Source organism: Sphingomonas sp. PP-CE-1A-559 (genome assembly GCF_004340965.1).
Classification (GTDB): Bacteria; Pseudomonadota; Alphaproteobacteria; order Sphingomonadales; family Sphingomonadaceae; genus Sphingomonas.
In genome coordinates this window covers 481,020-494,576 of the sequence record NZ_SLYA01000003.1, presented here as the reverse complement: position 1 = coordinate 494,576, position 13,557 = coordinate 481,020, and the positions used below count along the sequence as shown (strand labels likewise).

The window sequence follows — 13,557 nt, the reverse complement described above, 5'->3', positions numbered from 1 at the left end:
TGCTCCTACGGGGGCGCTATCCTATTTCGAGGCCATGACAAATCCTCCCCTTCGCGCTGCGCCCCCGCTCCGTGCTGCCATCGTGCCCGTCACGCCGATCCAGCAGAACTGCACGATTATCTGGTGCACCGCGACGATGAAGGCGGCGGTGATCGATCCGGGCGGCGACCTGCCGCGGATCATGGCGGCTGTCGAACAGGCGGGGGTCACGGTCGAGAAGATCCTGCTGACGCATGGGCATATCGATCATGCGGGGGGTGCGAAGCGGCTGTCGAACGATCTAGGCGTACCGATCGAGGGACCGCACGAGGCGGATCGCTTCTGGTTGCAGCGGCTCGATCAGGATGGGCCGAAATACGGGATTTCGGGGGTGAATTTCGAGCCGGACCGGTGGCTGGTCGAGGGCGACACGGTGTCGGTCGGGGATCTTGTCCTCGATGTGTACGAGACGCCGGGGCATACCGAGGGGCATGTGATCTTCCACCACGCGCCGTCGAAGTTCGCGCAGGTGGGGGATGTGCTGTTCCAGGGGTCGGTCGGGCGATCGGACATGCCTGGGGGGAATCACGAGACGCTGGTGAAGTCGATCGTCGAGAAGCTGTGGCCGCTGGGGAGCGATACGAGCTTTATTCCGGGGCATGGGCCGGCGAGCACGTTTGCGCATGAGCGGGCGACGAATATGTTCGTTAGTGACCGGGCGCTGGCGGAGTAGCGGTTGCCTGCAACTTTAGCCGTTCCCCCGCGGAGGCGGGGGCCCAGACTCAACCAGAGGCGGTATGCTTGGCCCCTGGGCCCCCGCCTTCGCGGGGGAACAAGAAACAGAAGCACCACCATTCAACGCCCCCCCGGCGAAGGCCGGGGCCCAATTGGGGGACAGTGATTGGCGGACGGGGCGCTCCGTTACAGCGACCTTTCCAATTGGGCCCCGGCCTTCGCCGGGGTGGTTGCCAGCGTGAGGGACGGGTCTTCTACTTCCGCTCGGTTGCGCTTTCTGCCCGCACCGACTTGAACTCCGAGCCGTCGCGCCATTCCGGCCACAGGCGGCTGTTCGCCAGCTTCGCGCCGATCGTCTTGAACAGGTCCACGTCCTGCGCCGCGCCGCGCAGGTCCCAGTCGGCGCCCCACGCGTCACACGTCTGGTGGTAGCATTTCATATAGCCGTCGAGCCAAGCCTGCCCCGCGGTCCGGCCGCCCTCGACCAGATCGGGTGCGCCACTGATCGCCATCAGCAGCAACGTCGGCACGCCGCGCCGCGCGACCGAGAAATGGTCGGCGCGGTAGAAAAGCCCGCGTTCGGGAAGCGCTTCGGGCGTCACGACGCGGCCTTGCGCCTTGGCGGCATCGCCGAGCATGTCCTCAAGGCTGTTCTGGCCCGCCCCGACCAGCATGACGTCCTTTGCGGGGCCTGCGGTCTGGAGGATATCGAGCGTCAGGTTGGTGACCGTCTTGGCGGCCGGATAGACCGGGTTCACCGCATAGGTCTCCGAACCGAGCAACCCGCGCTCCTCACCGCTCCACAGCGCGAAGACGAGGCTGCGGTCGGTGCGGGGGGCCTTGGCGAAATTGCGCGCGAGTTCGAGGACGCCCGCCACGCCGAGGCCGTCGTCGTTCGCGCCTGGGCGGATCGTCCGCCCCTGCGCATCGGGCGCGCCGATACCGTAGGCGTCCCAATGTGCGCCGAACATCACGACTTCGTCCGGGTGCTTCGTACCCGGCAGCTTGGCGAGCACGTTCTGGCTCACGGCGGTATCGTGCTTGACGGGCAGGTCGGTGGTGAACGCCTGCTTCAGCGCGACCGGGCGGAAGTCGCTCCGCCGCGCCGCCTTGCGCAAAGCCGCCAGATCGAGGCTCGAGCTTGCGAACAACCGGGTCGCCGCGCCGCCCTCCAGCCATCCCTGGAGCATCACCCGCGACTCGGGATCTTTCCGGACGATGTCGTAATTCTCGCCGGCGGGAGCAGTGACCGTGTTCCAGCCGTACCCCGCGCCCGCGGTGTCGTGGACGATCAGCGCGCCGACCGCGCCACGTCGCGCGGCTTCCTCGTATTTGTACGTCCAGCGGCCGTAATAGGTCATCCGGCGATCGCCGAACTTGCCCTTCGCATCGTCACCGGCGACCGCCTCGAAATCGGGATCGTTGACGAGGAACACCGCGACCTTGCCCTTGAGGTCGAGGCCCTTGAAGTCGTCCCAGCCGCGTTCCGGCGCGCTGACGCCGTAACCAACGAACACCATCGGTGCGTTGGCGATGGCGACGCGGTCGACGCCGCGGACGGTGCTCAGGTACACGTCGCGACCCTGCACCAGCGCGGTATCGCCGGCGCGGACGGTGCCGGCGCCCATCCGGGTGTGGACGAGCGGTACCGGTTGCGTCCAGCTGCCGTTCGGGCCGCCGGGTTGTGCCTTCATCGCCTTGAACTGCGCGATCAGCCACGCGATCGTCTTGGTCTCCCCCGGGGTTCCGGGCGCACGGCCTTCGAACGAGTCGGAGGCGAGCGTCTTCACGTCGGCGGACAATCGGTCGGGCGAGACCTGCGCGATGGCTGGCGATGCGGCCAACAGGGTTGCCGCCCCAAGCAAGCGAAACGCGCTCATGCCTGCGACCCCGACGGCACGACCTGGAACGTCTTTGAGGACGGCACGCTGTTCGCCTGATACGCGATCGTCAGCGCCCACCCGGCGAGTACCGCCATCAGCGCCCAGGTCGCCAGCGCCCCCCCGGCCCGCGGCAGGCTCGACGTCGTCCGGTCCATCCCGAACGCATGGGCGATTCGCGCGATCACGAACACCGCACCGGCGATCCACAGCCACAGCGTCGATCCGCCGGCCAGTTCGATCAGCCCCATCAGGATCAGGATGAACGGCGCGTATTCGGTGAAGTTGGCATGCGCGCGCATCCGCGCCTGCAGGCGCTGGTTGCCGTCGTCGCCGATCAGCACGCTCTCCTTCACGCGCATCGGCACGATTCGGAAGGCGAGCCATAGGTTGACGACGGCAGCAGCCGCGGCGATCGTCAGCGTTACGGGTAATATCACGGCGTTGCCCCTCGAATATCAGGTCTTTTGTCAGCCGCATGCCCTGCCACTGGACATCAGCGGTTGCAACGTGGGGGGCGGAAGCTTGCAACGCGGGGTGAAATCGCTATAGCGCCACGCTTCGCGAGCGTCAGGCCGCATGGGTTGCTTCAGGCGGCCGGCATTCTTGTCGGTTGCCTGTATCCCGTGTCCGGACGTACTCGGAGCCCCGACCTTTAGATTGAACAAGGTGCCGAAATGGCCGTCCCCAAAAGAAAAACCTCGCCCTCCAAGCGCGGCATGCGCCGTGGCCACGACTCGCTCACGATCGCGTCGTTCCAGGAATGCCCCAACTGTGGCGAACTGAAGCGTCCCCACAACCTGTGCGGTTCGTGCGGTCACTATAACGGTCGTGAAATCCTCTCGATCGAGGGCTGAGGCTTCCGTCCGGAACCTCTAACTTGAACGAAGGATAAGCGATGCCCGACAGCGGCTGGATCGCGGTCGATGCGATGGGTGGCGATGACGGGCTGGCAGTGATGCTCGCCGGTGTCGCCCGCGCGCGTCATCAATTCGAGGGCATGCGCTTCCTGCTGGTCGGCGACGAAGCTGCGATTCGCGAGGGGCTGAAAGCTCATCCGAACCTGTCGCAGCATTCGGAGATCGTCCACGCGCCGGAAGTCGTCGGGTCGAGCGACAAGCCGACCCAGGCGATTCGTCGCGCCAAGAAGACGTCGATGGGCATCGCGATCGACCTGGTGAAACAGGGTCGCGCCGCCGCTGCGGTGTCGTCGGGCAATACCGGCGCGCTGATGGCGATGGCGAAGCTGTCGTTGCGCATGCTGCCCGGGATCGACCGGCCGGCTCTCGCGGCGCGTCTGCCCACGCTCGGCGATACCGACATGGTGATGCTCGACCTCGGCGCGAACACCGAGTGCGATGCACGCAACCTTGTCCAGTTCGCGATCATGGGCGCCGCCTATGCGCGCACTGCGCTCGACATCCCGCATCCTCGCGTCGCGCTGCTGAATATCGGCAGCGAGGACATGAAGGGTACGGACGAGATTCGCGATGCCGCGGCCCAGTTGCGTGCGACGCCCGCTGTCGACATGCAGTTCAACGGCTTCATCGAAGGTGACCGGCTGTCGCGCGGTGAGGTCGACGTGGTCGTGTGCGACGGATTCTCCGGCAACATCGCGCTGAAGACCGCCGAGGGCACCGCGCGATTCGTCGCCGACCTGCTCAAGCGCGCGTTCCGCAGTTCGGTGCGGTCGAAGCTCGGCTTCCTGATCTCACGGCCGGCGACCGAGTTGCTGCGCGATCACCTCGATCCCAACAATCACAACGGCGCGGTCTTTCTCGGGCTCAACGGCATCGTCGTGAAGAGCCACGGCGGCGCCACCGAGCGCGGCGTCGCGACCGCGATCGGCAATGCCGCGAAGATGGTCCGCAACGATCTGGTCCGGCGCATTGCGGACGATCTCGGCAGCGTGGAGAAGGCGGCATGATCCGGTCTGTGGTCATCGGTACCGGCTCCGCCCTGCCCGCGCGCCGAGTCTCGAACGCCGAACTCGCGGAACAGGTCGACACCAGCGACGAGTGGATCGTCGAGCGTACCGGCATCCGCTTCCGCCATATCGCCGGCGAAGGCGAAACGACAGCGACGCTGGCCGCCGACGCGTGCCGCGCGGCTTTGACCGCAGCTGGGATCGAGGCCGACAGCATCGACCTGATCGTGCTCGCTACCGCGACACCCGACCAGACGTTTCCATCGAGCGCCACCAAGGTGCAGGCGATGCTCGGCATCGACGACTGCGTCGCATTCGACGTCGCGGCGGTCTGCTCGGGCTTCCTGTACGCGGTCCAGGTCGTCGACAGCATGATCCGCAGCGGCGTCGCCAAGCGCGCGCTGGTGATCGGCGCGGAGACGTTCAGCCGCATCCTCGACTGGGAAGACCGGACGACCTGCGTGCTGTTCGGCGACGGCGCCGGCGCGATCGTGCTGGAGGCGCAGGATACCGCGGACGAAGGCGGTCGCGGTATCCTGACGACCAAGCTGCACGCGGACGGCCGTCACAACGAGCTTCTTTATGTCGATGGCGGCGTCTCGACGACGGGCACCGTCGGCAAGCTGCGCATGAAGGGCCGCGAGGTCTTCCGCCACGCGGTCACCAATCTGGCGTCGGTGATGACCGAGTCGCTGGCGATGGCTGGCTTGTCTTCGGACCAGGTCGACTGGGTCGTTCCGCATCAGGCGAACGCGCGAATCCTCGACGCCACCGCGCGCAAACTGGGCCTCGCGGCCGGCAAGGTGGTGGTCACGGTCGACCAGCATGCCAACACGTCGGCGGCCTCCGTGCCGCTCGCGCTCGACGTCGCGGTGCGCGATGGACGTGTCCGACAAGGCCAGATCGTCGTACTCGAGGCGATGGGCGGCGGGTTTACCTGGGGCGCGGCGGTTATCCGCTTCTAATCTCGTAGAAAGAGATCGATTCACTTGTAGAACAAAAGTTCTTCCGGTCGCGATCCTGCTTGTGTAGAGAAGCGCCGAGACTGGGAGCTTGCGAATGACGATGACCGGTACATTGACGCGCGCCGATCTGGCCGAGTCCCTCCACCGCGAGGTAGGATTGTCGCGTGCGGATTCCTCGAAGATCGTGGAACAGATTCTTTCCGAGATGTGCGGCGCGCTATCCGAAGGCGAGAACGTCAAGATCTCGGGGTTCGGCACATTCGTGCTCCGCGACAAGGGTGAGCGCGTCGGCCGCAACCCGAAAACCGGCATCGAGGTGCCAATCGCACCGCGTCGCGTCCTGACGTTCCGCGCGAGCCAGATGATGCGTGAGCGCATCGTCGGCGCCGACTGATTCTGTAATGCCCGATGACGCCGATACTTCCGGTGGCGATTTTACGGACGACATCGACGTAGCGGGCGATCCCGGTTCCGACGACGGCAGTACATCCATAGCCGCCGCAGGCACGGCCGTTCCGAGTCCGGTCAAGGCGGGCGCCGCGTTCCGGACCATCGGTGAGCTATCGCGCGAGACCGGCCTGCCACAGCATATCCTGCGCTATTGGGAGACCCGGTTTCCGCAGCTACGGCCACTGCAACGCGCAGGGAACCGGCGTTATTATCGTGCCGAGGATGCGGTGCTGGTTCGCCGGATCGATACGCTGCTCAACCGCGAAGGTTACACCGTGCGCGGCGTGCAGCAGTTGCTGGCGGCCGAAAAGTCACCGCCGGCCACGACCGACACGATCGAGCCGGTGATACCTGCGCTTCGTGCGATCCGCGCGCTTCTGGCGCAGGCGCTGGTCGAGGACGGCCGGGGCGTATAACCCGTCGCGGGTAACTGGCCATCGTAAAGGGGAGAGGGGAAGGACGAAGCCCTCCCCCTCGCCGATCTCAATCCTCGCTGCCGAGCGTCTTCTTGGCGGCATCAAGCGCTGCTTTGCCGCCCTTGCGAACGGTCTTCACCGCGTCTTCCGACGCCTTCTCAACCGTTGCACCAGCCTTGCGACCAAGCCCGATCGACTTCGCCATCGCACGGCGCGCTTCCGAATAGGTCGCGGCGACCATCGGATAGTCGGACTTCAGGTTGAAGCGCTCGCGATACTGCTCCGGCGTCATGCCGTTGGTCGACAGGTGACGACGCAGCGTCTTGTACTTCTTGCCGTCGAGCATCGAGATGATGTGGTCGGGCGACGCAAGCGACTTGCGCACCGAAACGGCTGGCTCGGACGTCGGCTGTGCCGCTGCCTCGGGCTCCGCTTCGCCATTGCCGACCAGCTTCTCGACGGCCGAATGCATCGCGACGAGGAACGCCGGCACGTCGTCGGCGGCAGTGCGCGTATTAGGGTTGGCAAGCCATGCTGCCGTCAGTTCGGCGGCGAGCTCGACTGTATTAAGTGTATCGGTCACGGTATGTCCTTGAATTCGTAATGCACCCCTGCTGGCAGGCGCCTACTATATTTGTATGAAATTGAACACCAGGTGTTTAACATACGTGCATCATTACATTTTGTTCATCGTCCGACATAAATATAATCGGTTTGACTGATACTGGCTGGGCTTCGTCGCAACTTCGGCGCCACATCGTAGATGTCGGAGTAGATCATCATTTCTTTGCAACGTGCCGGAATTGCGTGCCCGACCCGGCGATATCACGCCGCATTAAACGTATTACATCCTTACCTATCACGGACAGGCAGCGCGGGGAGCCCGGTGAGCAACTACCGTTACTAGTTTATCGACACGGATTTTGCGGCAAGTCGCCGGCTATTCTGTCACTCGCGGACTGCCCGCGACATCGTCGCGAACAGTCCTGTACCGTAAGTCCGGCGCCTATTTCGCCGAGGCGACGATGCAATATAAAAGGATTGGCACGCCGATCACGAGGATCATGAGGACAAGATTCACATCGATGAAGCGGTTCAACCAGTTCGGCTGCTTGCGAGCGCGACGATCGCCATCATCGGCAGAATAGTTTTCGACGATCTCCAGCTCGAACTGGTTCGAGAAAAAATGCTTCGGCCTCATTCTCAGGAAGGGTTGCAAGGCGCGATCCTCCAGTTCGACGTCATGGTCCGCCAAAGGGCGACTATCTTTATCAGGGTTCTGTTCCGACACTGTGCGGTTTCCGTTTACTCGAGATCATGGGCGCGCAGAGCACGTCCCAAAGGTCAGATCGAATAAAGCCCGAACTCGAACGGCGAACAACCGCGAGCTCGGGCTAACCGCGTGCGGCGAGTTGACCCGAATGGTCGAGGAAACGCTTATGTGTCGCAGGAGCGTACATGCAAATTACATCGGAGCCGTGACCATTAATGTCAACACGCATCGGATGTGACTAAAAGGCCGCTCGACGTCAGCGACTTGGTCTTGCTGCCAATTAAATACGGTCGGGCAGAAAACGTGCCGCCCGACCGTCAGGGCCTCACCTTCAAGCGAGCGTCAGGCCGACATCGACATTGCCGCGCGTGGCGTTCGAATAGGGGCAGATCTCGTGTGCGGCATCGACCAGACGCTGCGCTTCGGCGCGGTCGATGCCTGGCAGCGACACGGTCAGGTCGGTGGTAATTCCGAAACCGCCAGCCGAACGCGGGCCGATCCCGACCTTGGCGGTGACGGCGACGTCGTCGGGCAGCTTCACCTTCAACTGCTGGCTAGCGACCCTCAGTGCGCCGATGAAGCACGCGGAATAGCCGGCTGCGAACAGCTGCTCTGGGTTGCTGCCGTCGCCGCCTGCGCCGCCCAGTTCCTTCGGCGTCGAGAGCGCGACGTCGAACCGGCCGTCCTGCGACCGTGCATGGCCGTCGCGGCCGCCGGTTGCGGTGGCTTCGGTGGTGTATTTTACATCGACGGACATGCTAAAATCTCCATATTTCTTATCGCGATAACTAATTAGGCGAAGACGGTACCGAAGTCCAGTAAGATTTGCCGCGATAAGCAATTTTATGTACGGTCGTGCGTGAAGGAGCCTGCCCTGTCCGATCCCCTGCCCCTCGACGACCAGCTCTGCTTTTCGCTGTATGCCGCGACGATCGCGATCAATCGTGCGTACAAGCCCGCGCTCGACCGGCTCGGCATCACCTATCCGCAGTTTCTCGTCCTCCAGACCCTTAACGAAGCCGAGGATGGCTGTTCGATCGGCGCGATCGCCGAACGGTTGGCACTCGAACCGAGCACGATCACGCCGTTGGCGAAACGGCTGGAGGCGGCAGGGCTGGTCACGCGCATCCGCAACCCCGCCGATGAGCGACAGGTGCGCGTACGGCTGACCGAGACCGGCAAAGCGCGGTGGACGGAGACCGGGTGCCTCGGCCCGCTGATCGTCGAGCGGTCCGGCATGACGCCGGATCGACTCGCCGCCCTGAACGTGGAGGTCGCGGCACTGCGGCGTGCGCTCGCCGGCGACCGCCCGGTAACGCAGTGACGCCCGTATTGCGGCTCTACGATCACCCGATGTCCTCCAATCCACGCGGCGAGGTGCTGGCGCTGCTGATCGACGGCGCGACCGTGTTCGAATCGACGATCGTTCTGGAATATCTGGAGGACCGTTGGCATTCGGGGTCGCAACCGACGCGCTAGTCAGGATCGTTATGGGCTGCGCGCCCGAGTGCCGAGCTCTACATCGCCTATCCACTGGAGCGCAGCGCATCGGTGAAGATTGCCGCCCTGACCCAGAGCCTCAGGGGTTCGTTCGGCGATCCGCCCTATTGGGATTTGCCGCCGAGCGATCGCGGCGTGCCACCTTCCGCCTAGGATCGCATTCCGGGATACGCCCGGATAGGCTGCGGCGTTTCGATCTGGCAGGGAGGCCGTAATGACGACGCTCGCCAAGCCCTTCGTAGAGCCCCGTACCCCCGCCCGCGCCATCGCCGCCCTGCCGACGGTCGCCGACCTGCCCTGGCTGGTCGGGTATGCGCTCGCGTTCCTGGCGGCGCATCATATCGCCGCCGAATGGGGCGGGCGCGGTTTCTATTCGCTGCTGTATCCCGCTGCCGGCTTCCGCATCGCGCTGCTGTGGCGGCGCGGGCCGCGATTGACCCTTGCGATCATCGTGACCGAGATCCTCGTGCAGATTGGCACCGGCGTGATCGATCCGCGGTCGGCGGGATGGCTGACCGCGCTGATCGGCGTGATTCGTCCGCCGCTGGTCTATGGCCTGATCGTGCTGCTGGTCCGGACGATGGCGGATCGTGCGCAGACGAGCATGAGCGTTGCGCCCATGCCGCTCGGCCTCGCCTCGGTCGGCGCGCCCGCCGCCGCTGCGTTGACCGCGCTGCCCTGGTCGTTGCTACGCCCCGATCTCACCGGTGTGTCCGGACTGCGCGAGACGGTGACGTCGCTGACCGGGTTCGTCGTCGGCGACCTGCTCGGCGTCCTGCTGCTGGCGCCGCCCCTGCTCTGGGTGGCGGACCTTGCGACGGGCGGCACATTGCGGCCCGGACGCCCGAGCATGGCGTCGGTCGCAGAGGCCGTGGTGATCCTGGTCGCGTCGTTCGCGATCGAGATCCTGCTCGCGCGGATCGGTCTGGGCACGCCGCATACCCCCGTCCTGCTCGCGGTCGCGTGGATCGGGCTGCGGTTCGGGCGACTGGCGAGCTGGCTGGCGATCGTCGTCGTCGCGGCGATGGTCCTGCCGCAGACCGCGATGCCGATGGACATGGGCGGGCGCCTTGCGCTGCACATGAGCCTCGCCTCGATCATGGTCGTCGGGTACCTGGCTGGCAGCTTCGCCGACGCGCAGGCCAGGGTGCGGGTTGATCTCGAACGCCGCGATCGCCTGTTGTTCCAGGCCGAACGGCTGAAGACGTTGCGGGCGATGTCGGTGGCGGTCATCCACGAGATCAGCCAGCCGCTCTCGACGCTGGCGATCGAGGCCAAGCATCTGCACGAGCTGACCGTCTCGGCCGATATCGAGATCGCGACCACTGCTGCGCTGATCGATCGCAAGGCCGCCGCGTTGTCGACGCTGGTCCGCCGGCTCCGGCGGTTCGGTGGGCGGACGGTCGACGTGCCGACGCCCCTGCCGCTCGCGACGCTGATCGACACCGTCGCGGCGCTGGCCCGGCCCGAGGCGAAATCGCACGGTGTCACGCTGTCGATCGACGCCGTCGCGCCCGACCTCGTCATCCTCGCGCAGGAAGTCGAGCTGGCGCAGGCGATCGTCAACCTGGTGCGCAACGCGGTCCAGGCTTGTGGCAACGGCACCGTGACGCTCGGCGTGACCCGCACGCACCGAGGCGTCGAGCTAGTGGTCGTGAACGGATCGCGCTCGACCCGCCCCGAGCAGCCCGGGATGGGCGTCGGCACGCTCGTCGCCCGCGCGATCGTCGAGGCGCATGGGGGCACCCTGTCGCGCGTCACCGATACCGCCGGAAACACGCGCGCGACCATTGCCCTTCCGCTCGTTGGAGAGCCCGAATGACCGATACGGCGAGCGGCATGGTGTATGTCGTCGATGACGACCAGGACCTCGGCGCGGCGGTCGCACGGCTGCTTCGCCGGCACGGTCATGTCGCGGAACCGTTCCTGGATCCCGCCCCGTTGCTGAAGGTGTACGAGCGCGCGCCGGCGCACTGCATCGTCACCGACGTGATGATGGGCAAGATCGACGGGTTCGACTTTGCCGACCGCGTCCGCCTGCTCGACCCCGCGGTCGCCATCATCTTCATGACCGCATGGCCGACGACCGCCAACGCGGTGGATTCGGTGCGTCGCTATGGCGGCCTCGACTATCTCGAAAAGCCGATCGACGAGGACCGGTTGCTCGCCGCCATAGCCGAGGGGGTCGCCTGGTCCAAGGCGCAACGCTCGGCACTCGCCCGGACCGCGGGGCTGACGCCGCGGCAGCGCCAGGTGTTCGACCTGCTAGTGAAGGGCCACAACAACCAGGCGATTGCCGCCGCGCTCGATATCAGTCCGAAGACGGTGGAGGATCACCGTGCCGCGATCGTCGCGAAGACCGGCACCAACGGCATCGCCCAGCTGATCGCACTCGCACGGTAATCCGCGCGGTCGATCGGACCACCGGATGGGTAAGCTTGATGTGGATTCGGGCGATGCGGTCGGCGGCCGCTGGAATGCTGGGACCGCTATTCGGTCGATGCGCGCCGACCGATCTCGCTCGTCATCCTCGGCGCTGACGGCAATGCATGACGCGTCTCGGTATATTTCCCGGATTGGGTGCGCTTCGACACCGGGATACGCATTCTGGACGATGATCCAACCAGATCGGATGAGAATTGCGCGCTTTGAAGGAACTCTCGGTTCCCTGTCGCATGAATGTCGGCGGCAAATGGTCGAACGGATGCATTCATGACGTGTCCGACAAGGGCCTGCTCGTATCGAGCAGCGAACCGCCGATCCTCGGCACCTATGTCGATATCCGCCGCGGGACCCTCGTCATCATTGGTCGCGTGGTGTGGAACGGCGGCAGCCGCTTCGGCGTAAGGACGCAGGACCCGATCAGCCTTGCCGCATTGTTGAGCGAACCCGTCCTGAAACATCGCCCCCCCGCCGCCGACGCCGACCGCCGCGCGATGAAGCGCGAACAGTCCGTCCGGCGGATCGTCGAGCAGACCGACCGTACCAAACGCCGCGCATCGGCATTCCAGTTCGTCTGCCTCGCGATCATCGGCGCAGGTATCGCCTGCTTCGCGGCCATGTCCTGTTACCAGGCGCTGGTGGCTCCCCTCGGCACGACCGTCGACGTGCTCGCCGGCGCGGTGAGCTGACGCGCCTGCGGGGAACGACGGTTTCCGGCGCGCCGTGCTGCCGAGCGGTGCAAGCCGGCAGCTTCACGGGACGGCGCCTTCACGCGGCTATGCGACCGAAGCCGATCGGTTGGTCCATTCGATCATCTTGGTCGTGGCGACGGCGGTTTGCGCTTCCGTGCCGACGATCCGCTCCTGCGTGGTCGTCGAGTGCAGCGACTGGACCTTCAGCATCGCCAGGATCACCACGACGTCGCCGCCCTGCACGGACAGCGTGGTTTCAGAATTCGACGGCTTGATGCCGTTGCGCGCCATCGCGGTCTCGACGGTGTACGTGCCGGGCGGGACCTCGGCCATGACGAACTGGTTCATCCGGATCTGCCCCGACGCGACGCCGCGGATGTCGATTTTCATACCGGCCATGCCACCCATGAAGCCGCGCCGCACGACATAGATCCGCGCGCTACCCGCAGCCGGCCGAAGCGTCCGCGCGTCCGCAACAAGGGCAGGCGGCGCAGTCTTGCCGACCCTGTTGCCGGACAGCGACCAGATCACGAACGCGATGGCGGCGACGAACAACCCTCCGAAAATCACGACCGCCGCGCCGCCGGACAAGGATTGCGCCCCCGTCATGCCGAATATCACGCCGAAGAATGCCGCTACCCCCGTGAGAACAAACCATTTAATATTATTCGGCCTCATACCTACTCCTCGGATATTCTACCGCGGTTCACGATTGTTCGCCGGTCTTTGCCGATTACTGTTCGTGTATTAGCGCGCTACATTGCCCGATCAAGGCCGCCGCGCTGAACGATCGAACGCTCCCGATCGGCTTTGCCCTGCCGTGCGCGGCCGGCACCAGCCGGCTGTCGCAACGGCCCCCGCCCCGCTAAGGAAGGCACCGCAATCATCGGGACGTGAGACAGACGCATGGCGCGCAAACATTCGAAACACGGTCCCTATGAAGATCCACAGGCCGAGGAGGACGCGCCCGTCGCGGTCGTCGCGTGCTGGCTTTGCGGTCGCCCGACCGGCAAGACCATCGTCTGGCACCATCCCGTCCCCAAGAGCCGGGGCGGCCGCGACGTCGTGCCGATGCATCCGATCTGCCAGCAGACGCTGACCGCGAACTTCACCAATTCCGAGCAGCAACGCCACGGCATGGACGTCGAGGGACTGCTGGCCGACCCGGCGGTGCGCAAGTTCGTCGACTGGGTCGCGAACAAGGACCCCGATTTCACTGCGACGCTGACCAAGAAACAGCGCTGATCGCAGGGCGGCGGTGCGCGCCCGCACCTCGACAGCGAGATGACGGCACACCA

18 protein-coding genes are annotated in these 13,557 nt (G+C 65.2%); 12 read left to right on the top strand and 6 right to left on the bottom strand.

All coding sequences use genetic code 11. The annotated features are described in order from the left end of the window. Window positions 1-34 precede the first annotated feature (34 nt). Window positions 35-712, top strand: coding sequence for an MBL fold metallo-hydrolase (locus tag C8J42_RS12605; protein WP_133020291.1), 678 nt, complete (start codon window positions 35-37; stop codon window positions 710-712). Between the two features lie 256 nt (window positions 713-968). On the opposite strand, the gene C8J42_RS12600 is transcribed toward C8J42_RS12605, so the two are convergent. Next, complete coding sequence (locus C8J42_RS12600) at window positions 969-2,594, bottom strand: M28 family metallopeptidase (RefSeq protein WP_133020290.1); 1,626 nt, start codon at window positions 2,592-2,594, stop codon at window positions 969-971. Beyond that, window positions 2,591-3,034 carry an MAPEG family protein gene (locus C8J42_RS12595; protein ID WP_133020289.1) on the bottom strand — a complete coding sequence of 148 codons (444 nt, stop codon included), beginning with the start codon at window positions 3,032-3,034 and terminating at the stop codon, window positions 2,591-2,593. Before C8J42_RS12595 ends, C8J42_RS12600 begins: the two co-directional genes overlap by 4 nt. Window positions 3,035-3,271: 237 nt before the next feature. Between C8J42_RS12595 and rpmF the strand changes: the two genes are divergently transcribed. The 5 genes from rpmF to C8J42_RS12570 all read left to right on the top strand — a co-directional run bounded on the left by rpmF (window position 3,272) and on the right by C8J42_RS12570 (window position 6,352). Further along, on the top strand, window positions 3,272-3,451 hold the full coding sequence (gene rpmF / locus C8J42_RS12590) for a 50S ribosomal protein L32 (RefSeq protein ID WP_056054400.1): 180 nt from the start codon (window positions 3,272-3,274) through the stop codon (window positions 3,449-3,451). Window positions 3,452-3,492: 41 nt separating this feature from the next. After that, on the top strand, window positions 3,493-4,521 hold the full coding sequence (gene plsX / locus C8J42_RS12585; RefSeq protein WP_056054397.1) for a phosphate acyltransferase PlsX: 1,029 nt from the start codon (window positions 3,493-3,495) through the stop codon (window positions 4,519-4,521). Continuing rightward, complete coding sequence (locus C8J42_RS12580; RefSeq protein ID WP_133020288.1) at window positions 4,518-5,486, top strand: beta-ketoacyl-ACP synthase III; 969 nt, start codon at window positions 4,518-4,520, stop codon at window positions 5,484-5,486. Before plsX ends, C8J42_RS12580 begins: the two co-directional genes overlap by 4 nt. A gap of 94 nt (window positions 5,487-5,580) precedes the next feature. Further along, a complete protein-coding gene (locus C8J42_RS12575) occupies window positions 5,581-5,880 on the top strand; it encodes an integration host factor subunit alpha (protein ID WP_056063634.1) in 300 nt (99 codons plus the stop codon). A gap of 97 nt (window positions 5,881-5,977) precedes the next feature. Next, complete coding sequence (locus C8J42_RS12570; protein ID WP_243644404.1) at window positions 5,978-6,352, top strand: MerR family transcriptional regulator; 375 nt, start codon at window positions 5,978-5,980, stop codon at window positions 6,350-6,352. Window positions 6,353-6,419: 67 nt separating this feature from the next. On the opposite strand, the gene C8J42_RS12565 is transcribed toward C8J42_RS12570, so the two are convergent. From C8J42_RS12565 to C8J42_RS12555, 3 genes are all read right to left on the bottom strand, one after another. Further along, window positions 6,420-6,935 carry a MucR family transcriptional regulator gene (locus tag C8J42_RS12565; protein ID WP_133020286.1) on the bottom strand — a complete coding sequence of 172 codons (516 nt, stop codon included), beginning with the start codon at window positions 6,933-6,935 and terminating at the stop codon, window positions 6,420-6,422. A 423-nt stretch (window positions 6,936-7,358) separates the two neighbouring features. Beyond that, window positions 7,359-7,643: a hypothetical protein gene (locus C8J42_RS12560; RefSeq protein ID WP_133020285.1), complete on the bottom strand. Its 285-nt coding sequence runs from the start codon at window positions 7,641-7,643 to the stop codon at window positions 7,359-7,361. A gap of 313 nt (window positions 7,644-7,956) precedes the next feature. Then, window positions 7,957-8,382 (bottom strand): organic hydroperoxide resistance protein, encoded by a 426-nt coding sequence (locus C8J42_RS12555; protein ID WP_133020284.1) that lies wholly within the window; start codon window positions 8,380-8,382, stop codon window positions 7,957-7,959. Between the two features lie 117 nt (window positions 8,383-8,499). Here C8J42_RS12555 and C8J42_RS12550 point away from each other — a divergent pair, with 117 nt between their 5' ends. The 5 genes from C8J42_RS12550 (at window position 8,500) to C8J42_RS12535 (ending at window position 12,256) form a co-directional block, all read left to right on the top strand. Further along, window positions 8,500-8,949: a MarR family transcriptional regulator gene (locus tag C8J42_RS12550; protein ID WP_133020480.1), complete on the top strand. Its 450-nt coding sequence runs from the start codon at window positions 8,500-8,502 to the stop codon at window positions 8,947-8,949. A gap of 29 nt (window positions 8,950-8,978) precedes the next feature. Further along, window positions 8,979-9,104: a glutathione S-transferase N-terminal domain-containing protein gene (locus C8J42_RS20635; protein ID WP_268795427.1), complete on the top strand. Its 126-nt coding sequence runs from the start codon at window positions 8,979-8,981 to the stop codon at window positions 9,102-9,104. Between the two features lie 235 nt (window positions 9,105-9,339). After that, window positions 9,340-10,947, top strand: a complete 1,608-nt coding sequence (locus tag C8J42_RS12545; protein WP_133020283.1) for a HAMP domain-containing sensor histidine kinase — start codon at window positions 9,340-9,342, stop codon at window positions 10,945-10,947. Then, on the top strand, window positions 10,944-11,528 hold the full coding sequence (locus tag C8J42_RS12540; protein WP_133020282.1) for a response regulator: 585 nt from the start codon (window positions 10,944-10,946) through the stop codon (window positions 11,526-11,528). Before C8J42_RS12545 ends, C8J42_RS12540 begins: the two co-directional genes overlap by 4 nt. A 236-nt stretch (window positions 11,529-11,764) precedes the next feature. After that, window positions 11,765-12,256: a PilZ domain-containing protein gene (locus C8J42_RS12535; RefSeq protein ID WP_133020281.1), complete on the top strand. Its 492-nt coding sequence runs from the start codon at window positions 11,765-11,767 to the stop codon at window positions 12,254-12,256. A gap of 87 nt (window positions 12,257-12,343) precedes the next feature. On the opposite strand, the gene C8J42_RS12530 is transcribed toward C8J42_RS12535, so the two are convergent. After that, a complete protein-coding gene (locus tag C8J42_RS12530; protein WP_133020280.1) occupies window positions 12,344-12,937 on the bottom strand; it encodes a DUF2846 domain-containing protein in 594 nt (197 codons plus the stop codon). A 228-nt stretch (window positions 12,938-13,165) separates the two neighbouring features. On the opposite strand from C8J42_RS12530, the gene C8J42_RS12525 reads away from it, so the two are divergent. Next, complete coding sequence (locus C8J42_RS12525; RefSeq protein ID WP_133020279.1) at window positions 13,166-13,504, top strand: hypothetical protein; 339 nt, start codon at window positions 13,166-13,168, stop codon at window positions 13,502-13,504. The last annotated feature ends 53 nt before the right edge of the window (window positions 13,505-13,557 follow it).